The sequence below is a fragment of the Peribacillus muralis genome, from assembly GCF_001645685.2.
GTDB classification, from domain to species: Bacteria; Bacillota; Bacilli; order Bacillales; family DSM-1321; genus Peribacillus; species Peribacillus muralis_A.
In genome coordinates this window covers 4127078-4147809 of the sequence record NZ_CP017080.1, presented here as the reverse complement: position 1 = coordinate 4147809, position 20732 = coordinate 4127078, and the positions used below count along the sequence as shown (strand labels likewise).

Here is a 20732-nt window from a genome sequence, read left to right as displayed (position 1 = left end):
ATATACGTAAAAAGTTGGAGGGGTTGAGATTTTGAAGAAGAGTGGGATGAGCAAGCTTTTCCTTGCCATATTGTTTGTGCTATCAACGGTTTTGCCATATGCCGCCGTTGCCAAGGCGGAAGGGACGACGATAACGGTAGCGGAAGCCATTAACAATAACAGCGGGACGGCAGCTGTGAAGGGATACATCGTCGGCGTAGCCAAAAGCGGGACAAGCTATCAACAGGCATCACCTTTTACTGAAGGTACGAATATTGGAATAGCGGATAGTCGCGATGAAACGGACGTAAAGAAAATCATGCCCGTTCAGCTTCCAGCCGGTAGCATCCGGGCGGCACTTAATTTGGTCGACCATCCGGAATTATTGAAAGCACAAGTGACGATTACCGGGAAATTGGAAAAATACTTTTCCGTACCTGGTCTTAAATCGCCGACCGCATACACTATCAACACCGATGGAGGAACATCTCCTGAACAACCCGATGTGAAGGTTCTTGATTCCATTGCCGAGGCCCGCACGAATACAGAAGATGTTGTGCAGGTGGATGGAGTGGTGACCACAGGGCTAGGATATTGGGGCGGAAAAGGCTTTTATATCCAAGATGAAACAGCTGGTCTATATGTGTATGGTTCTTCATGGCCTAAAGATGTGAAGCAAGGGGATAAGGTTCGTTTGATTGGCAAGGTATCGGCTTATAATAAAGAATTGCAAATGCAGCCAACCAACCTGGAGGTCATTTCTTCTGGGAATGAGCTTCCGGAAAGCCAAAAACTGGACGCATCTGGCGTCAATGCAAACACACAAGGGGAGCTCGTCACCATTGAGAATGTGACGATTACAGGATTGGCTTCGTCCGGAACATACGGTACATTTGAATTTCTGGCTAAAGACGCCAAAGGGAATTCTGTGATCGTCCGTCATGATAACCGGAACGGTTCGACATATGATGATTTTCTGAAAAGCTTTAAGGAAGGTGATGTCATTTCCATTACCGGAATCGCATCGCAATTCAATGACACGTACCAACTGAAGCCGCGTGGAATGGAAGATTATGAATTGGTCAACAAACCGGCTGTTTACACGAATATTTTTCCTGGAACGGTTAGTGAACAGACAAAGGTGACGCTTCATACGGGCTGGAAAGATGCGAAGATCCATTATACGCTGGATGGCTCAGCTCCGACTTCAGCAAGCACGCTTTACACGGAGCCCATCACCTTGACGAAAGATACGGTCATAAAAGCAATTGCTGTTAACGACAACACGTCCGAGGCTTTCTCATTTGCCTATACGGTAACGAAAACCAATGAAGTGAAAATCCGGGACATCCAGGGGATGAATCATTTTTCATCGTACGAGAATCAACTCGTCTCAAGTGTCGAGGGTGTCGTCACGTATGTAAAGGATGCGAATAATTTTTACATGCAAGATCCGAATCCGGATCAGGATATAACCACTTCGGAGGGAATTCTTGTAAACAATAAAGCACATGGTCTGAAAGCGGGAGATCACATCAAAGTGTCTGGTAAGGTCGTTGAATGGTACGTCGAGGGATATGCCGAAATGAAAACGACAGATTTGCCAACAACGGAATTGACGAATACGACCATTGAAAAGCTGGGCACAGCAGCTGTACCGAAACCGATCGTCATCGGCAAAGACGTCACCCCGCCTTCGGAAAACATAGATGATGATAGATTGACAGACTTTAATCCGAGCGAAGATGGCATTGATTTTTACGAGAGCTTGGAAGGAATGCTCGTACAAGTAGCCAATCCAAAAGTGGTCGCGCCACAAGATTATGGTGAATTGGTCGTGATTCCAGGGAATATGGAAACGACGACTGCTGTTGGAGGCGTGAAAATTACGGAAACGGATTTTAATCCTGAACGAATCATCCTGGATATAGATGATGAAAAATTCGTGGCCAAAACCGGTGATTCCTTTGATGGCTCGGTTACGGGTGTAATCGGTTATGGATTCAGCAACTACCGGGTATTGACGAATAAAAATCAACTGCCGGCATTAAAGGATGGGGGCACTGCCCGGGAAGTGACATCCATAGAGAAGGATTCCGATAAACTATCGATTGCTTCCTATAATATCGAGAATTTCTCGACACAAACGGCTAACGCGAAAGTGGAAACGATAGCAACATCCATCATTACAAATCTTAAACAGCCGGATATCATCGGCGTAACCGAGATGCAGGACAATGATGGGGCAACGGACAGCGGAACAACGGATTCTGCACAAAGCGCCAAGAAGCTAACCGACAAAATCAAAGATTTGGGCGGACCGGACTATCAGTTCATCGATATCGCCCCAGAAGATAAACGCGATGGCGGAGCGCCAGGCGGGAATATCCGTGTCGGCTTTTTATATAATGTCGACCGTGTCAAATTAACGGAGGGATTGAGGGGGACGGCGACACAGTCCGTAGCCTACAAGGATGGAAAGCTCACCTTGAACCCTGGACGGATCGAGCCTGCTGATCCTGCTTTCACTTCAAGCCGGAAGCCGTTGGCCGCTCAATTCGAATTCAAAGGCGAACGTGTAGTGGTAGTGGCCAATCATTTTAATTCGAAGGGCGGCGACCAGCCTTTATTCGGAAAGAACCAGCCTCCAGTGCTTTCAAGTGAGACGCAAAGGCTTAAAATTGCTTCCATCGTCAATCGATTCGTCAGCGATATCAAGTCACAGGATGCGAAGGCGAATATCGTCCTGCTAGGCGATTTTAACGATTATGAATTTTCGGCACCGCTTAAAACATTAAAGGGTAAAGACTTAACGAATATGATCGAGAACGTTCCTTTTGAGAAACGTTATTCATACACCTATCAAGGGAATTCACAAGTGTTGGACCATATTCTCGTCTCGAATAACATGGCCGCTGCGACGAAAGTCGATATTGTCCATATTAACTCATCCTTCATGGAAGTGCATGGACGGGCAAGCGATCATGACCCTGTATTGATTCAAACCGCTCTATCCGGGTCAGGCGGAGTTGAACCGGTTGTCCCGGACAAGAAGTATCATTTGCAAAACGTTAAAACAAAAAAACTTACGATTGCATCCCCTAGCGTGTTGGTGGATTTGGACGAAACATCCAAAATTGAAGAAGGCATCTTTTTAAAGGGTTCCTATGCGGTACTCAAAGGCTTGGGCCTCAAAAATGTGACAGTCACGATCAAGCCGGATAAGGAAGGCGCAGTCATTGATTTTGGGGGCATGGCGGTGAAGGAAGTCATCATCGATAATGCTCATGTAAAAGAAATCCGCGGCGCTGAAAATGTCCAGAAGTGGACAGTAACCGAAGGTGTCGACACGAAGAGTATCAAGTTTTTCAATTCTAAGGGGGAAGCAATTGCTTCCCCTTTTGGGACTAAAGAAAATCAAGCACCTGTCGTGACGAAAAGTCTTGAAAATGTTGACGTGAAAATAGGATCTAAAGTAACGATAAACCTAGAACAACATTTTACAGACCCCGATGGCGATCCACTCACTTTTTCTTCCACCATCGGTACGGTTGCCGGCTCCATCTTAACCCTTCCTACACATGAGGCGGGTACAACGATTGTTGCAGTAAGGGCCGCTGATAAGCAGTCGGAGGCGGTTGCCCGTTTCACGTTGAATGTCTCGAATGATCCACTTGAAGCGTATTACGACAAGGCGGCAGGTAAAACAGGGACGGAATTGAAGTCTGTTCTGCACTCCATCATCAAGGGGCATACGATGGTTTCTTATGATCAAGTTTGGAATGCCCTTAAGGAAACGGATGAAGATCCGCAAAACAGCAATAATGTCATCCTGCTTTACTCTGGAAAATCGATTGCCAAGAATGCCAATGGCGGCAATACAGGGCAATGGAACCGTGAACATGTCTGGGCTAAGTCACACGGTGATTTTGGAACGACCAAAGGACCTGGGACCGATCTTCATCATCTCCGTCCTGCCGATGTGACAGTGAATGGCAAACGGGGCCATCTCGATTTTGATGAGGGCGGTCAATCGTATAGTGGCTGTGAATGCAAGTTCGATGCAGATTCATGGGAGCCGCCAGATCATGTGAAAGGTGATATCGCCCGGATGCTGTTTTACATGGCCGTCCGTTATGAAGGAAACGGCGAGTTGGATCTGGAATTATCCGATACGGTCAATACGTATCCGAAGCCGTTGCATGGAAAGCTTTCGACTTTATTGAAATGGAATGATCTCGATCCAGTCGACGATTTCGAAAGTCATCGAAATGATGTCATTTATGAATGGCAGAATAACCGCAATCCATTCATTGATCACCCTGAGTGGGCGTCCAAGATTTGGGGTGCGGTAGGATCGAAGGATGAGAAAAAGGCGAGCTAATATTTTAAAGGCAGAAGGAGCAGCTGGCATGTGTACAGCTGCTCCATTTTGGCATTCGGGTTGCTTTCATTTGCTCTTCATTTGCTTTCCATAAGTCATATACCTCCAAGCTTTTTCCATTGGACCCATAGGGAAGAACTTGAACCAGATTATGCTGAACGTGATTTGTATTCCATAAATCAAGACGGCAATATATACAACATCAAGTGGTGAAACGACTTCGAGACCGAGAAGGAAGATGATAGCCGAACCAATGATGCTTTGGGCGATATAATTGGTGAAAGCCATTTGTCCGACAAGGGAAATCGGCTTCAGCCATTTCACGATCCGTTCTTTTTCAACTAATAGGAACATTGTGGATAAGTAAAACAGCGTAGTTGGGATCGCACCCAATTTGATAAGCAGATCGATATGATCATCACCATGCTGCGAAGCGTTCCAGATCCAAACGGATAAAATCATGAACACGGGAAAGGTGCCGAGCTGTATCCATTTAAGCTGTTTTGATAATGCTTGTATCCGAACAAGCCAATTTGCTTTAGCGGTTAAGAAACCAGCTAAAAACATGATGAAGATTAGAATACCATCATTGGTTAGAAACTCCAGGATTGGTGATGCTATAGATGGAAGAAGGATATTGGTAAGTAACGATGCCATGTATATGACCGTCATGCCCCCTAACCACTTCTTCAGTGTGGAAACCTTTGCACGATAAAAGGGGATCAAAAGCAACCCGACAATTGAGTATACCGGCAGAATGGTTCCCCAGAAGATGAAAAAGTGAAGAATTCCTAAAACGAAGAGGGTCAGTAACCGTCTCACCATCCTCCAGTGAGGTTTATCGCCGCGACTTTCGGCTCTTGAAGCAAAAATATACAAACCTGCTCCAAATAAGAAAGAAAAAATCGAAAAGAATTTCTTTTCCACGATGATGTCTATCAATGTGCTGATGATGCCGTTAACGCCGTCATAATCAGGTAGGGGGTCTCCTTCAATCGTGATTTTGAACGCAGCTACATTAATGAGCAATATGCCAAAAAGAGCAAGGCCGCGGATAATGTCCAATGAAAGGATTCTTTCTTTTTGTGATATGGATGGAATCAATGTCATTCTCCTTTTAAAAAATTATTCTGTATAATGATCACTATAGGCAACGAACCTTACATGATTTAAATGCCAACCTTACAGAAACCTTAAAATTTTGAAGAACGCTATAAGAGACTAAATTATGTAAAAATACTGAAGAATTTAATAATATTTTTATTTTCTTAATAAGAAATTTTGTTAGGTATGCAGTCTAATATATGGTAAGATGATATATGCAATGAAAGGGTTTACATTTCTAGGAAAAATAAAGATATTCTAATATAATATATATATTATTCATATTATCCATATGGATAGCTTAATAGAGGAAGCCATGGAACCGGGGCAGCTAGATCAAACAAAAAGGATGAAGTGCGAAAAGCGGCATGTTCCATGTCGGTTAAACGAATATATTATCAGAAAAGGAGCAGTACACAATGAAATATAGATCTGCATTCGATATAATCGGTCCTGTCATGGTCGGACCTTCCAGTTCACATACAGCAGGAGCTGCCAGAATTGGCAGAGTGGCAAGGACATTATTCGGAAAGCAACCTAATAAGGCCATTATTTCTTTGTACGGTTCTTTTGCAAAAACCTATAGGGGACATGGCACGGATGTTGCTGTCGTGGGCGGGATATTGGATTTCGATACCGATGATGAAAGGATCCCGTCTTCGTTAACCATTGCTAGAGAAGCGGGTATGGAAGTCACCTTTACAATCGAGGATACGGTGATGGATCATCCCAATACGGTCAAAATCAGGCTGTTCGATGAAGATAAGGAATTGGAGCTTGTTGGAATCTCCATTGGCGGCGGCACAATCGAAATAACGGAGCTGAATACATTCAAGCTTAAATTGTCAGGTGAAAACCCAGCCATCCTGGTGGTACACAATGATGTATTCGGAATCATATCTTCCGTTTCAACCGTTTTGGCGAATCATGAAATTAACATCGGACATATGGAAGTTTCACGAAAAGAAAAAGGCCAGATGGCGCTCATGGTGATTGAAGTCGATCAGAAGATCAAGCTTGAAATCATGAAGGAACTTGAAGAATTGGAAAACGTTTCGCAAGTCATCAAGATGGTGGATTAAAGAGACTTGAAGTTTGTTTGTATAGATGTGGAGGTAAGGATATGTTCCGAAATGTAGCAGAGTTGGTTGAACTTGCTGAAAGTAAAAATGTCAAAATTGCGGAAATCATGATTTTACAAGAAATGGAGTTCTCTGGCTTGTCGAGAGAACAAATCATAGAAAAAATGGACAGGAATCTGACGGTCATGGAACAAGCGGTCGAAAGAGGATTGAAGGGCGTGCAATCCGTTACAGGTCTAACAGGCGGAGATGCGGTCCTTTTGCAAAATTATATGAAGACGGGCAAGGCACTCGCAGGCAATCTGCTCTTGGATGCTGTCAGCAAGGCTGTTGCGACGAACGAAGTCAATGCAGCAATGGGAATGATTTGCGCCACTCCAACTGCAGGTTCCGCAGGTGTGGTTCCCGGTACCTTATTTGCCGTTAAAGAAAAACTGAACCCGACCCGGGCAGAAATGATCGAATTTCTCTTCACTTCGGCTGCCTTCGGTTTCGTCGTTGCGAACAACGCTTCGATTTCCGGAGCAGCTGGAGGCTGCCAGGCAGAAGTTGGGTCAGCAAGCGGAATGGCGGCAGCTGCAATTGTAGAGCTAGCCGGCGGTACACCTAGTCAAGCTGCAGAGGCGATGGCAATCACATTGAAAAATATGCTTGGCCTTGTTTGTGATCCCGTGGCTGGTTTAGTCGAGGTTCCTTGCGTGAAGCGTAATGCGATGGGAGCATCTAACGCGATTACGGCTGCGGATATGGCACTCGCAGGCATAACGAGCCGCATTCCATGTGACGAAGTGATCGATGCGATGTATAAAATTGGGCTGACCATGCCATCTGCACTCCGTGAAACGGCAGAGGGCGGCCTTGCGGCTACACCGACCGGCCGCAGACTGGCTAAAGAAATATTCGGTTCCTACAAACAATAATGTTCAGCCTCCATTTACAACAACCATTGTAAACGGGGGCTTTTTTCATTGTGCTTACTGTTCTCCTTGTAAGGAACAAAAAAAAGGAAAATAGAGGAAAATTGCGGGATTCGGCGTTTCGATGCCCGGCAAGAAGAACCGGCAGGCGAGAATCTGGATTATCCGTGAATATGAAGGCTGAGCCACTTTGTCAGTAAGTCGGTTGGAATGATAAGATGAAAACGAAATTTAATCTGGAAAGGATTGATTCTTCATTAATTTTCTCGAATTAACGTACACGTCGGCAATGGAAAAAGCAATGTTTCAGGCTCATGGGATCAGTTATGCACTATATGCTCAAAAACTGGAGCAACGGATAATGGTTGAACAAGAACGGGAACTGGATTATTTACAAAGCAGGCGTATATCTGAGGGAATGAGAACCAATCTTTTTTTTGGCAATTGACACCGGCTAACGAGAGGGCAATCAGTGGATTGCTCTTTTTGTCATGTTATTAATTGAGAAAAAGAAAAGAGGAAAACCTATGTCCTTCAGCGAATTTCACTATAAAGGATGCATATGACGGACGTAGTTACGACTATAAAAATATCACGGCACTGCCCCCATTTATGCATCTACTTCAAAGTAGCGGAGGATGATGGCATTGGAGAAAAGGGAATTAAGGGTAAAGGCATTACCGGGATATGAAGAAGAGATTGGGCGGTGGCTCTGGTGTTTGGAAGATGTGCGCCATACGATCCTCTCGGAAATGGCCGGCGTCAGCCAAAACATACTCGATACAAAGATGGATGAACGGCAAACGATCGGCTCGCTGCTCTACCACATTGCATTGGTCGAGGCGGATTGGTTATACGAAGAAGTGCTGGTCAGGGAATGGGATCCAGAAATACTCGCGCTGTTTCCGGTAGACAGCCGTTCCGGCGATGGCTCCCTAACCCATTTGGAGGGACAAACTACGGAAGAGCATCTTGACCGCCTGAATAGGGTGCGTAAAGTTTTTCTTTCCCATTTCCAAACAATGGACCTGGAAGACTGGCGTAAACCAAGAGTGCTTGAAAAATATGATGTCACGCCTGAATGGGTCGTTTACCATTTGATAGAACACGAATCACATCACCGCGGACAAATCCTTCAACAGCTGAGGCAACTACGGAACGAAGTAAAAAGGTAATGAAAATGTTGGTATACCAGGAGGTAAACGCCCTTACCCGTGTCGGAATTCGCCCAACGCGAGATTATTTATTCGAACCTCGTCGGAAACCGTCCCAGCGCGGGATAATTCGTCCGAACTGCGTAAAAATCCGTCCTAGCGCGAGATAATTCGTCCGAACTGCGTAAAAATCCGACCTAGCGCGCGGAAAATTCGTCCGAACTGCGTCATAATGCGCCCCAACGCGCGATAATTCGTCCCAACTGTGTCATAATTCGACCCAACGCACGATAATTCGTCCCACCAGAGTCATAATTCGACCCAGCGCGCGAGAATCCGTCCCACCAGAGTAATAATCCGTCCCAGCGCGCTATAATTCGTCCGAACTGTGTAATAATTCGACCTAGCGCGCGGATAATCCGTCCCACCAGAGTAATAATCCGACCCAGCGCGCGAAAATTCGTCCCAACTGAATAATAATCCGCCCAAGCGCGCAAATAATCCATCCGAACACGCGAAAATAGAACAAAAAAGATCTGTCCAGGATGCTTGGACAGATCTTTTTGTTTAATCGATTTGATGGTTATGGCTTGGGCGTATGAGGCTGCTGGCATAGCCGACGACTCCTCCTACGATGGCCGGGACGATCCATCCTAGTCCTGCTCCGTATAGGGGAAGGATTGCATTAAAGAATGTATCGATGAATGAAATGTGGACGCCAGCTCCGCTTAATCCATCAAATAAACTGACGATGAATGTCAGCAGTAAGCTGCCTTGATACACTTCCGGTCTCCCTTTGAATAGAGAATGGAAAAAGGTTAAGAAAATCAATACGATGGCCAACGGATAGATGGCTGTCATCACGGGTACGGAAATGGCGATCAATTGCGTCAGGCCAATATTGGCAACTATTGCACTGAAAACCGATAAGCTGATCGCAATGGTTTTGTACGGCAGGTTTGGAAATAGCTTATGGAAGTATGTCGAACAAGACGTTATCAGTCCTACGCTCGTCGTTATACAAGCTACCGTGATCATTAATCCGAGTAAGATTCCGCCATATGATCCAAAGTAGTAATCCGAAACTTTGGCCAGCACGATTCCACCGTTATCGAGATGTCCCAGCTTTTCTACGCTGGAAGCTCCCATATAGGAAAGGGCAGTATAAATCGTAGCCAGGATGATGGCTGCAATAGCGGTTGCTTTTCCGCAGACAATCATGATTTGTTTTTTGGTTGTGGCGCCTTTTGCTTTGATGGCGTTAATGATGATGATACCAAAAACGAATGATGCCAATGTATCCATCGTTAAGTATCCTTCTTTAAATCCATTGAAAAATGGTTGAACGGTATAGTTACTGGCAGGTGCTTGGAAGTTCCCGATTGGATGGACGAATGCAACTACCACTAAAATTCCAATGAATGTTAACTTGATAGGTGTTAATATTTTCCCCACAATTTCGACAATTTTCGCGGGATTGAGCGAAAGAAGACACGTTACTGTGAAAAAGATGATGGTGAAAATCATTAAAGGCAGCGGGCCTGGATTGTCGGGTAAAAAGGGTTTTACACCGATCTCAAATGATACGTTACCAGTTCGCGGTATTGCGAACAGAGGGCCGATCGCTAAATAAAGAACGGTTGTGAATACAATCCCAAACACCGGATGTACGCGACTCGCTAACGATTGTAAATCATCTTTTCCTGAAAAACCAAGTGCCATTACGCCAAGTAAGGGCAGTCCGACTCCGGTCACTAAAAATCCGGCATTGGCAATCCAGACATTCATTCCTGCTGATTGACCGAGCATCGGCGGGAAGATTAAATTTCCTGCCCCAAAGAACAAGGCGAATAGCATGAAACCGATCACTACTATAAATGAAGATGGCACTTTATTAGACACATTAAAACCTCCAAGAGTTTACCCAGTATTTACTATTTTAAAAAATAATTAAATTTTCTAAAAATTGTAGACGAACTAATATTTAAGACCATGTCGTATTATATCTAAAAAAAATTGATATTTCAATATATTTTTTGAATTTTCTTATTGCCCTTATCCCAAAGTCTCCGATTTCAATCGATCTCTATCTTATTTTGAGCATCTGAAAGCAACTCATACCAATAAATTGCAAGCAAATATGTACGAAATGTAAAACATGCGCGGAGTGCAATGAATAGCGTGCTCACAAGCACCGATCTAGATGATTTCCCATACATTAAAACGATATCATTATGGATATTTTTAGTTATTGGAGGGATTACGGATGATAAGTTTTAAACCATTTCATGGAATCGTCACCATGGTCAGTGATTTTCCAACCGGGCAAAATGGTGAGAGGGAAGGCTGCTATAAATTAGTATCTGTAGAAGATAGGGGAACATCAGTGAATTTCGTTGTGTCACCCCGAACGTACTTCGTTGACCAGGCAATGGTATCCGTAGGAGATCGGGTGACTGGTTATTATGATGAAAATGCGCCTGTTCCTCTTATTTACCCGCCGCAATTTCGGGCGCTTATCATGGTGAAGGATAGTCCATATCAAAATGTGAAAGTCGACTATTTCAACGATCAGTTGGAGAGCCGGGATGGCCAATTGCGATTGAATCTTTCTCCGTTCACGCAAATCGTTTTACAAAACGGGCAACCGTTCTCGAAAACCCCCGAAAGCCGCAATTTGGTTGTCATCTATGGACCTGTCACCAAAAGCATCCCTGCCCAAACCACGCCATATCGAATCATCGTTTGGTGCTAGGGAAAGAAACGACCGGAAGCATCAGGCTTGCGGTCGTTTAGGTTCATGAAGACATCGTGATGCCGCCGTTGATATGGATGCACTGTCCTGTTATATATGCTCCTTCATCAGATGCGAGCAGTACATATGCGCCTGCATGATCTGCGGGCTGTCCCGGGCGGCCAAGAGGTGCCTCCGTGCCAAATTCAGCTACGCTTTGTTCGTCGAACGTCGCCGGGATGAGCGGAGTCCAGATTGGGCCTGGAGCAACCATGTTGACGCGGATTCCTTTTTTTGCAACATTCTGTGCAAGGCTTCGTGTGAAGCCGACGATTGCTCCTTTTGTCGCCGTATAGTCCATCAATGTCGCGTGTCCTCTGTACGGGTTGATGGAGGTGGTGTTAATGACGGAATTCCCCTGCTTCATATGTGGAACCGCATGCTTGCTCATGTAGAATACGGAATAAATATTGGTGCGGAACGTTTTGTCCCATTGCTCGTCCGTGATATCCTCAATATTTTCCGTCGGGTATTGCACCGCAGCGTTATTCACAAGGATATCCAGCTTGCCGAACTCGTCGATCGTTTTCTTGACCAGTTCCTTACAGGTCGCTTCCTCCGATACATCTCCTGGCAGCAAGAGGCAGCGGACGCCTTCCGCTTCAATCAGCTGCTTCGTTTCTTGTGCATCACTGTGCTCATCTAAATAATTCACCACGACATGGGCCCCTTCTTTCGCATAAGCCATCGCAACCGCACGTCCGATGCCGCTATCCCCGCCAGTAATCAATGCGACGCGGTCCTTCAGCTTGTCGCTTCCTTTGTAATCTTTCGGCTGAATGGGCAATGGATTCATTTCTGATTCGATGCCAGGCTGCCTTGGCTGCGTTTGTCCAGGCTGTCCGTTTTTCTGCTGTTCATATATATTCAAGAAAATCTCCCCCTAATTGTTTTGATGTAGTGGTACTCTAGCCTTTAAAAAGCATAGGTAAACATCAGGATTCCTGCCGGTTCGCATTGGAACCGATTACAAATGGAGCATGGGCGGATTTGAAAGTTTTTCTGGAACACTCCCTATTTCGGTAACAAAGAAAAATGAAGCTTAATATGATATCACGAAGGAAGGGGTGGAAAAATGCCAGCTATAAACGGAGATCAATATATTGATCGAATTGACCGGCTAAAAACGAATGTATGGGTGGATGGGAATCCTGTGGAGGGGAAGATTTCAGAGCATCCTGCATTTAAGGGAGTCATGAAAAGCCAAGGAAGGTTGTATGACTTCCAGCTTGAAGAAGCATTCAAGCATGAAATGACCTATCAATCCCCCTTAACCGGAAAACAAGTGGGAATGTCCTACTTACAGCCAAAAACAATCGAAGATCTAGTCAGCAGGCGCACGATGATCCAAAACTGGGCAAAATTGAGCAATGGAATGATGGGCAGAAGTCCAGACTATATGAATACGGTCATCATGGCATTTGCCTCTTCAGTGGATTTATTGAACGGTAAAGAAAATTGTTTTCCTGAAAATGTAACGAAGTTCTATGAATATGCACGTGAACACGATGTATCGATCACTCATACATTTATCGATCCGCAAGTAGATCGGTCCCACTATCATTTTGAACATGCGGAGGAGCCGATTGCAGCAAAAGTCATCGAAAGAAATGATGAGGGAATCGTAATCAAAGGTGCGAAGGTATTGGCAACACAGGGTGGGATAACGGATGAAATATTAGTTTTGTCAGCAGCAGGACTCGATGGGAAGGATAAAGGTTTTTCCTTCAGCATTCCCAGCAACAGTAAAGGCTTGAAATTCATCTGCAGGGAATCCTTTGTTGGCGGGGAATCTGCTTTCGATCACCCTTTAAGTTCAAGATTCGAGGAAATGGATACGATTGTTGTTTTTGATTCTGTATTGGTCCCATGGGAGCGGGTATTTTATTTTAATAATAGCGAAATCTCGAATACCTTCATGGCTAACAGTTCATTTTCTGCATTCAGCATGCATCAGGTTGTGGCAAGAAGGATCGTTAAAACCGAATTCATTCTGGGCATAGTCCAATCCATCATTGAAACAATAAATATTGGCGGATACCAGCATGTACAAGAGAAAGCTGCTGAAATCATCGTCGCCCTGGAGACGATGAAAGCTTTGCTGTTTAAAGCGGAAATGGAGGCGCGAGCCGATGAATGGGGATATATGAGGCCTGATCAGCTAACGCTTCAAATTGCCAGTAACTTGTTTCCGAAAATGTACCCTAGGTTTACGGAAATCATCCAATTACTAGGTGCAAGCGGGTTAATGACGATCCCGACAGGAACCTCCTTTCAATCGGGGATCAAAAAAGACTTAGAGCAATATTTGCAAGGGGCATCCAGAAAAGCTGAAGACCGCATGAAAATTTTTCGCTTGGCATGGGATATCTCCATGAGCTCTTTCGGCGCAAGGGAAACGCTTTATGAACGGTTTTTCTTTGGAGATCCGATCAGGCTTGCCAGTCAATTGTATTCTTCCTATGATCTGAAACCGTATGTTAACTGCGTGGATTCCTATTTGAATATTGATCCACTTAGCTGACGATGGTTCAGTCCTGAGTCATTTGCTTGGATGCATACTTCCTATAAAGTAGCTCTGAACGCACGCTTGAGTGTCGTTTGACGGGCTCCTTTTTAGTTCAATCAGAAAATGCACCCGACACCGTTACATACAAATATCAAAGTTGTCGGAATTTTTTTTATTGGTGTTGGAAAAACCGTTGACAACAAATGGGTCCAAGTATATATTTATTTTAAGTAAAAATTTTACTTAAAAACAAATTTTTTTTATCAGTAATTGAAAGCGTATTCATCAGTGGGCTTCACTACGTTAAAATTCTATCGGACGGGAGGTGTGTTGCACAAAGAAGGGGAACGTATTCAAAAGTGAAACGAAATAAAGGTGAGGGAGTTAACCTAGATGAAAAAGAAAAAGATAATCGGCGCATTCCTGGCTACAGCGCTTGCGATAGGATCTCTGGCTGCTTGTTCCAATGATGATAAAGCTTCTACCTCCGGTGATGATGGCAATGGTAAAAAGATTACATTTTGGACACCGTTTTCTGGTGCGGATGGTCCGAGAATGAAGAATATTGTTGAAAACTATAATAAATCCCAGTCTGAATATGAAGTGAATATGCAAATCGTACCGCAATCGGATTATTACAAAACGGTCGATGTTGCATTTTCGGGGCAAAAAAATGCGCCTGATCTATTAATCATGCATACTGATCAGCTTACAAACTATGTGGAAAAGAATCTAGTGAAAGATGTTAGCGAGACAGTGGCATCTGCAGGTATAAAACAAGAGGATTATTCCGAAACGGCTTGGGGCGCGGGGACTGTGGACGGAAAGCAATATGCGATTCCGTTGGATATTCATCCCCTGCTTCTATACTACGACAAGGACTTGTTCAAGGCTGCTGGTCTAGATCCTGAAAAGGCGCCGGTGAATCGGGAGGAGTTCTTGGAATTTGCCAAAAAGCTAACGGATAAATCTAAAGGGCAATATGGCTATGTCGTGCCGACTCTTTGGCCGAATCAGTTCATTTACCCAACGATCTTCTATCAAAATGGCGGAGAATTCTTAAAGGATGGCAAGCCTGATTACAATAGCCCGGCTGGAGTTGAAGCCTTGACCTTCTTGACGGATTTAATCCATAAGCAAAAGGTGTCCCCGGCCAATGTTCAGCAAGATGGAGAAGTGAATCTTTTTCTTCAAGGGAAAAATGCGATGCAATTTAATGGACCGTGGATGATGGAGCAGTGGGACAAGGCAGGCATTAATTATGGTGTTGCCGAAGTGCCGCAATTAGGTACGGAAAAACAAGCTGTATATGCCAATGGTCATAATTTCGTTATCCCTGCTACTGTTAAAAATAAAGAAAAACTGGCCGCTATCAATGATTTCCTTAAATTCGCTGCCGGAAACACATTGGAATGGGCCAAATCAGGCCAAGCTCCTGCCTCCAAGGCAATTTATGAGCAAAATGAAGAATTTAAAAGCATGGTTCAACAGCCTAAGGTTGCCGCTTCGTTCGAATACGCCATGTTTGCCCCAAGGATCGCAAACTGGGGCCAGATCTCAGATCCATTATGGGCTGAAGTCAATCTGGCGTTGTTAGGGAAGAAGGATCCAAAACAAGCGTTGGATGATGCAACGAAAAAAGCCGGCCAAATCTTGAATAAATGACTTGAAGGAGGCGGCAGGTGAAAATCACTTGCTTCCTCCTATTATTGTATCGACCGCAGAGAGTTAATTAAGGAGAGAAACCTATGCAGCGAACATCGTGGAAATCAAAAGCCACTTCCAGTCTATTTGTATTACCGTACTTGCTATTGTTTACTGTCTTTCTCATAGCCCCGATTGTATATGGGGTATGGATCAGCATGCATGATTGGGATTTGCTGAATCCCGTCAAAGAATTCGTCGGGTTGAAAAACTATTTGAATATATTCGACTCGGAATCATATTTGCACAATTTATTTTTTGAAGGACTGAAAAATACGTTCTTGTTCGTCATCTTCAGTGTGCCTTTGCTTGTCGCCGTGGGGCTTGGTTTAGCCTTGCTGCTGAATGCCCTGCCAAAGAAGATGACAGGTTTGTTCCGAACTGCTTATTTCATTCCTTACTCTGTATCCGTTTCCATCGTTGCCATCATCTGGCTTTGGATATTCGATACGAACAGTGGCTTGATCAATCAATATCTCCAGAAGTTAGGATTTTCGGCGATCCCTTGGCTAACGGATATCCCTTGGGCCTGGGTATCGATCATCATCGCGACACTATGGTGGACGATAGGTTTTAATATGGTCATATTCACCAATGCCCTTAATGAGGTATCGGAGGAATTGTATGAAGCGGGTTCATTGGATGGGGCCAACAGATGGCAGACCTTCATTCATATTACGTTGCCGACCATCAAGCCAACGATGCTATTCGTCACCCTCACCTCGACCATCGCATCCTTCAATATATACGGTCAGCCTTATTTGATGACCAGGGGCGGCCCAGGCACATCAACGCAGGTTCTCCTGATGAATATAGTCGAGGAAGGCTTCAATCAGCGACAATTGGGCAATGCCGCTGCCATGTCGATATTGATGGCCGTAATCATGATCATCATCTCACTCGTTCAATTTAGACTGACCAGGGAAAAGAAGGAGGCAGTGAAGTAAATGAGAAATACAGGGTTCAAGATTTTTATAGTCACGCTAGCGATTGTCATTGCCATCTTCTTTATCGCTCCTCTTTTTTGGATGCTGGCCACTTCCTTTAAAACCGATCAAGAAGCCTTCACCTCGGGAATTAAATGGATACCCGAAATTTTCACGTTGGAGAATTATACGTATAGCCTTAGCGGCGGATCGGATACGCCAGTCTTTACGTGGATGTCTAATTCCTTATTTGTCGGGATTATGGGCACCTTGCTCGTGTTAATTGTCGATACCCTTGCAGCATATGGTTTGGCAAGGCTGGACGTGCCATTCAAAAAGCTGCTGTTCGCCATGTTCATAGGTTCCTTGACCATCCCATGGGTCATCACGTTTTTACCTTTATATATGGGATTCAACCAGTTTGGATTATTGGATACGTATGCCGTGCTCATTTTGCCTTATTCTGCGAATGCCTTTGGCGTGTTTCTTTTATATCAATCCTTCAAGGCTTTCCCGAAGGAGCTGGAGGAGGCGGCCCATTTGGATGGAGCGAACAAGTGGCAGGTGTTCATCAAGGTGGTCCTGCCATCTGTCCGCCCTGTTATTTGGACATTGGCGATTTTCACCTTCATGTCGATTTACAACGATTTCCTTTGGCCGTTGCTGACGACAAGCTCGCCGGAGATGAGGACCATCACGACTGGCATAGCCATCATGCAGCAAGGAAGCTTCGTTTCTTCACCAGGAAGATTAATGGCGTTAACGGCGATTGCCACCATTCCCGTTATCCTTATCTTCATTATGGGGCAGCGTTCATTCATTAAGGGAGTCACCCAAACTGGCATTAAATGATAGGGAGGTCGTATGGGAGCGGATAATGGGCGGGTTTACCGGATTAAATCACCATTCCCTTCAGGAAGATTCCCTTTCTTTTTTATGGATAATATGAAATTATTAAGTAAAGAAAAGTACAGAAATTATGTAAGAATGGATTGATAAGAATGGCCACGATTAAGGATATAGCTGAAAAAGCTGGCGTTTCCATTGCCACTGTTTCAAGAGTTTTAAATTATGACGATTCACTTTCCGTTACGGATGAGACTAGGAAAAGGATATTTGAAGCAGCAGAGACGTTATCCTATAAACGACGGGCGATACGAAAGGCAGCACCTTCTAAATTCGCGATCATCCATTGGTATACAGAAAAAGAAGAGCTTGAAGACTTATACTATATGTCGATCCGTTTTGGAATTGAACGGCGTTGCCAGCAACTAGAGGCCCAGCTTGTAAAATATTTTTATAATGACCTTGAGGAAGTGAAGCTTGAAAACATCCAAGGGATCATTGCAATAGGGAAGTTCAGCAAGGAGCAAGTCCTTTCACTTGCGGAAATAACGGAAAACATCGTCTTGGTCGATCATAGTCTTGAAGATGATTCCTTCGATTCCGTTAAAATCGATTTCGAGAAAGCGACTAAAAAAATCATCAACTATTTAATTGATAAAGGACATGCCTCGATCGGGTACATAGGAGGAAAAGAGACCTATAAAGACAAATCCGGCGAGATTAGCGATTTACGCGAGCTAACATTCAAAAGTTACGGAAAAGAAAAGCACGTGCTTAAAGAAAAGTTTATCTATATGGGGACTTTTTCGGTGGATGACGGATATCGCTTGATGAAAGCGGCCATTAACGAGCATGGTGACGAATTGCCTACCGCCTTCTTTGCCGGGAATGACCTGATTGCGATCGGATGTTTACGTGCCTTGCATGAAGAAGGCATACAGGTGCCTGAACGAGTCAATATCATCGGGCTCAATGATATCAGTGTTTCGAAATATGTCTATCCAGCGCTGACGACCCTTAAGGTACATACGGAATTGATGGGGGAAACGGCAGCCGATTTAGTCTTGGAGCAAGTGATGGGCCGCAAAATCGTCAAGCAAGTCTTGATCGGTACGGAATTGATTATCAGGAACAGCAGCTTCTGAGTGATAACGATGCGGTGTGAGCTGTAAGGAATTCTTCCATTGCACTGCAAGGCGGTCTCTTATCCAGAGGAGGTCTGTGAGTCTCCGATGTCTCACGTAGACACGCTTTCCCGCATGAGTGTCGCACCTTCCGTTCCATTCCACAGCATGTGAGCAGTTTTCCGCAGACGGATGTGAAAGGCAGCAAATAAAGTAAAGAACCTCCAAAACCATGGATTCCTTCCATGGTTTTTTTCTATTTCTAGAAAAAAGGATTGATAAAAATTTTACTAAAATTATTGACGTTATTTTACTGTTTATATAGAATGATATTGTAGGCGCTTTCAATTATTGGGATGACTTTTATTTATAATCAAATTAATCATTTATAGGGAGAGAAGGCAATGACATATCGCCAGGAATATCCGAGACCTCAATTCGTTCGCAAAGATTGGCTCAATTTAAATGGGGTCTGGTCCTTTGCTTTTGATGATCAAAAGATTGGTACCGATCAAAAGTGGTATGCGCAGGACGCCGCGGTTTTTGAGAAGGAAATCCAAGTTCCCTTTGCCTATCAAACGAAGCTGAGCGGCATTGAAGATACTAGTCTTCACGATATCGTTTGGTATAAAAGGCATTTTGAAATTTCTGATTTATGGAAGGGGAAACGGATACACCTCCATTTCGGAGCGGTGGACTATCGGTCATGGGTCTATGTGAATGGACAGTTTGCAGGTTACCACGAAGGTGGTCATACAAGCTTTACCTATGATATAACGGAGTATTTGACTGGTGGGAAAGAAACGGTCGTCGTTAAGGCGGAGGATCCATCCACTGATGAAACGATCCCGCGAGGCAAGCAGTTTTGGCTCGAGAAATCGGATTCAATCTGGTACACGAGAACGACCGGAATCTGGCAAACGGTCTGGGTAGAGCCAGTCGAGCCAGTGCGTGTGGGGAACCTTAAATGGACGCCGGACATTGATCATGGAAATATTCAAATGGAGTTTGAGATTTTTGGGGACTATAGCGAAAAGCATGTAGACGTCGAGATCAACTTCCAAGGGGAACGGATCGTCAAGGATACCGTGTTCATCATGGAAAGATATACGAGCCGCACCTTCAACCTCTATAATCATAAAATTTTCAGAACGGGCTTTCATCATGATGGCTGGAATTGGACCCCGGAAAACCCGAACCTTTTTGATGTAACGATAAAATTGAAAGATGACAATGACAGATCACTGGATGATGTGCAAACATATTTCGGGATGAGAAAGGTCCATACCGAAAATGGCATGGTGTATTTGAATAATAAGCCCTATTATCAAAAGCTTGTTCTTGATCAAGGGTATTGGGCGGATGGTCTGCTTACTGCTCCCACGGATGAAGACCTGAAAAAAGATATTGAATTGGCAAAGGAAATGGGCTTTAACGGGTGTCGCAAGCATCAAAAGACTGAGGATCCGCGGTTTTTATATTGGGCGGATAAGCTAGGCTATCTTGTTTGGGGAGAGTGCGCGGCATCGCCTTCGTTCAATAACGATTCGGTTGCCCGTTTAACGAAAGAGTGGATGGAAATGGTAGCAAGAGATTATAATCATCCCTCGATTGTCGCTTGGGTGCCTTTGAATGAAAGCTGGGGCATCCCACATGTAAAAGAAAACCTCCACCAGCAGCATCATTCGTTGGCCATGTACCATCTCCTTCATTCCTTGGATGGAACGAGACTGGTGATATCGAATGATGGGTGGGAGCTTACGAAAACGGATATTTGTGCCATCCATAATTACAATCACGGAACGAAGGAAGAACAGGGTAAATATGAAGCGTTCAAAGCTGAGTTAGGAACAAAAGAGGCAGCTGTTGCTTCAATGCCAGCGAAGCGAAGAATTTATGCCGATGGGTTTTCACATCAAGGAGAACCGATTCTTTTGACAGAATTCGGCGGTATCGGCTATAAAGCCGGTGCAGATGCTGGGTGGGGATATACATCGGTTGCAAATGAGGAAGAATTTGTAGCGGACTACCGAAGGGTAATGGAAGCGGTCTATGCTTCCAACGTCCTTCACGGATATTGTTATACCCAGCTAACGGATGTGGAGCAAGAAATCAACGGGATTCTGACTTACGATCGAAAACCGAAATGTGACTTGAAAAAGATAAAGGAAATCAATGATATGTGGCATGCGGAGACGATCTCGTAACA

Annotated in this window: 15 protein-coding genes; 11 read left to right on the top strand and 4 right to left on the bottom strand. The window is 44.4% G+C overall.

What is annotated here, in order from left to right; genetic code table 11:
- Positions 1-31: 31 nt before the first annotated feature.
- On the top strand, positions 32-4363 hold the full coding sequence (locus ABE28_RS20105) for an endonuclease (protein WP_064462749.1): 4332 nt from the start codon (positions 32-34) through the stop codon (positions 4361-4363).
- Between the two features lie 66 nt (positions 4364-4429).
- On the opposite strand, the gene ABE28_RS20100 is transcribed toward ABE28_RS20105, so the two are convergent.
- Positions 4430-5473, bottom strand: a complete 1044-nt coding sequence (locus tag ABE28_RS20100; protein WP_306807305.1) for a DUF418 domain-containing protein — start codon at positions 5471-5473, stop codon at positions 4430-4432.
- A gap of 413 nt (positions 5474-5886) precedes the next feature.
- Between ABE28_RS20100 and sdaAB the strand changes: the two genes are divergently transcribed.
- From sdaAB to ABE28_RS20085, 3 genes are all read left to right on the top strand, one after another.
- Positions 5887-6549: an L-serine ammonia-lyase, iron-sulfur-dependent subunit beta gene (sdaAB, locus tag ABE28_RS20095; protein ID WP_064462751.1), complete on the top strand. Its 663-nt coding sequence runs from the start codon at positions 5887-5889 to the stop codon at positions 6547-6549.
- 41 nt (positions 6550-6590) lie between these two features.
- Positions 6591-7469, top strand: a complete 879-nt coding sequence (gene sdaAA / locus ABE28_RS20090) for an L-serine ammonia-lyase, iron-sulfur-dependent, subunit alpha (RefSeq protein ID WP_064462752.1) — start codon at positions 6591-6593, stop codon at positions 7467-7469.
- Positions 7470-8113: 644 nt separating this feature from the next.
- Positions 8114-8641, top strand: coding sequence for a DinB family protein (locus tag ABE28_RS20085; protein ID WP_064462804.1), 528 nt, complete (start codon positions 8114-8116; stop codon positions 8639-8641).
- A 206-nt stretch (positions 8642-8847) separates the two neighbouring features.
- On the opposite strand, the gene ABE28_RS20080 is transcribed toward ABE28_RS20085, so the two are convergent.
- Both ABE28_RS20080 and brnQ read right to left on the bottom strand, forming a co-directional pair.
- Complete coding sequence (locus ABE28_RS20080) at positions 8848-9234, bottom strand: hypothetical protein (RefSeq protein ID WP_064462753.1); 387 nt, start codon at positions 9232-9234, stop codon at positions 8848-8850.
- Positions 9188-10522 carry a branched-chain amino acid transport system II carrier protein gene (gene brnQ, locus ABE28_RS20075; RefSeq protein WP_064462754.1) on the bottom strand — a complete coding sequence of 445 codons (1335 nt, stop codon included), beginning with the start codon at positions 10520-10522 and terminating at the stop codon, positions 9188-9190. Before brnQ ends, ABE28_RS20080 begins: the two co-directional genes overlap by 47 nt.
- 364 nt (positions 10523-10886) lie before the next feature.
- Between brnQ and ABE28_RS20070 the strand changes: the two genes are divergently transcribed.
- Positions 10887-11375: a hypothetical protein gene (locus ABE28_RS20070; protein ID WP_064462755.1), complete on the top strand. Its 489-nt coding sequence runs from the start codon at positions 10887-10889 to the stop codon at positions 11373-11375.
- Positions 11376-11418: 43 nt separating this feature from the next.
- On the opposite strand, the gene ABE28_RS20065 is transcribed toward ABE28_RS20070, so the two are convergent.
- Complete coding sequence (locus ABE28_RS20065) at positions 11419-12285, bottom strand: SDR family oxidoreductase (protein ID WP_064462756.1); 867 nt, start codon at positions 12283-12285, stop codon at positions 11419-11421.
- A gap of 204 nt (positions 12286-12489) precedes the next feature.
- Between ABE28_RS20065 and hpaB the strand changes: the two genes are divergently transcribed.
- The 6 genes from hpaB (at position 12490) to ABE28_RS20035 (ending at position 20730) form a co-directional block, all read left to right on the top strand.
- Complete coding sequence (gene hpaB, locus ABE28_RS20060) at positions 12490-13938, top strand: 4-hydroxyphenylacetate 3-monooxygenase, oxygenase component (protein ID WP_064462757.1); 1449 nt, start codon at positions 12490-12492, stop codon at positions 13936-13938.
- Positions 13939-14316: 378 nt separating this feature from the next.
- The gene (locus ABE28_RS20055; protein ID WP_064462758.1) at positions 14317-15588 is read left to right on the top strand and encodes an ABC transporter substrate-binding protein; all 1272 of its coding nucleotides are present in this window, start codon (positions 14317-14319) and stop codon (positions 15586-15588) included.
- Positions 15589-15671: 83 nt separating this feature from the next.
- Positions 15672-16574 carry a carbohydrate ABC transporter permease gene (locus ABE28_RS20050; protein ID WP_064462759.1) on the top strand — a complete coding sequence of 301 codons (903 nt, stop codon included), beginning with the start codon at positions 15672-15674 and terminating at the stop codon, positions 16572-16574.
- Positions 16575-17405 carry a carbohydrate ABC transporter permease gene (locus ABE28_RS20045; protein WP_064462760.1) on the top strand — a complete coding sequence of 277 codons (831 nt, stop codon included), beginning with the start codon at positions 16575-16577 and terminating at the stop codon, positions 17403-17405.
- 149 nt (positions 17406-17554) lie between these two features.
- Entirely contained in the window at positions 17555-18544 is a 990-nt protein-coding gene (locus tag ABE28_RS20040) for a LacI family DNA-binding transcriptional regulator (protein WP_064462761.1), read from the top strand.
- Between the two features lie 383 nt (positions 18545-18927).
- Positions 18928-20730, top strand: a complete 1803-nt coding sequence (locus tag ABE28_RS20035) for a glycoside hydrolase family 2 protein (RefSeq protein ID WP_064462762.1) — start codon at positions 18928-18930, stop codon at positions 20728-20730.
- The last annotated feature ends 2 nt before the right edge of the window (positions 20731-20732 follow it).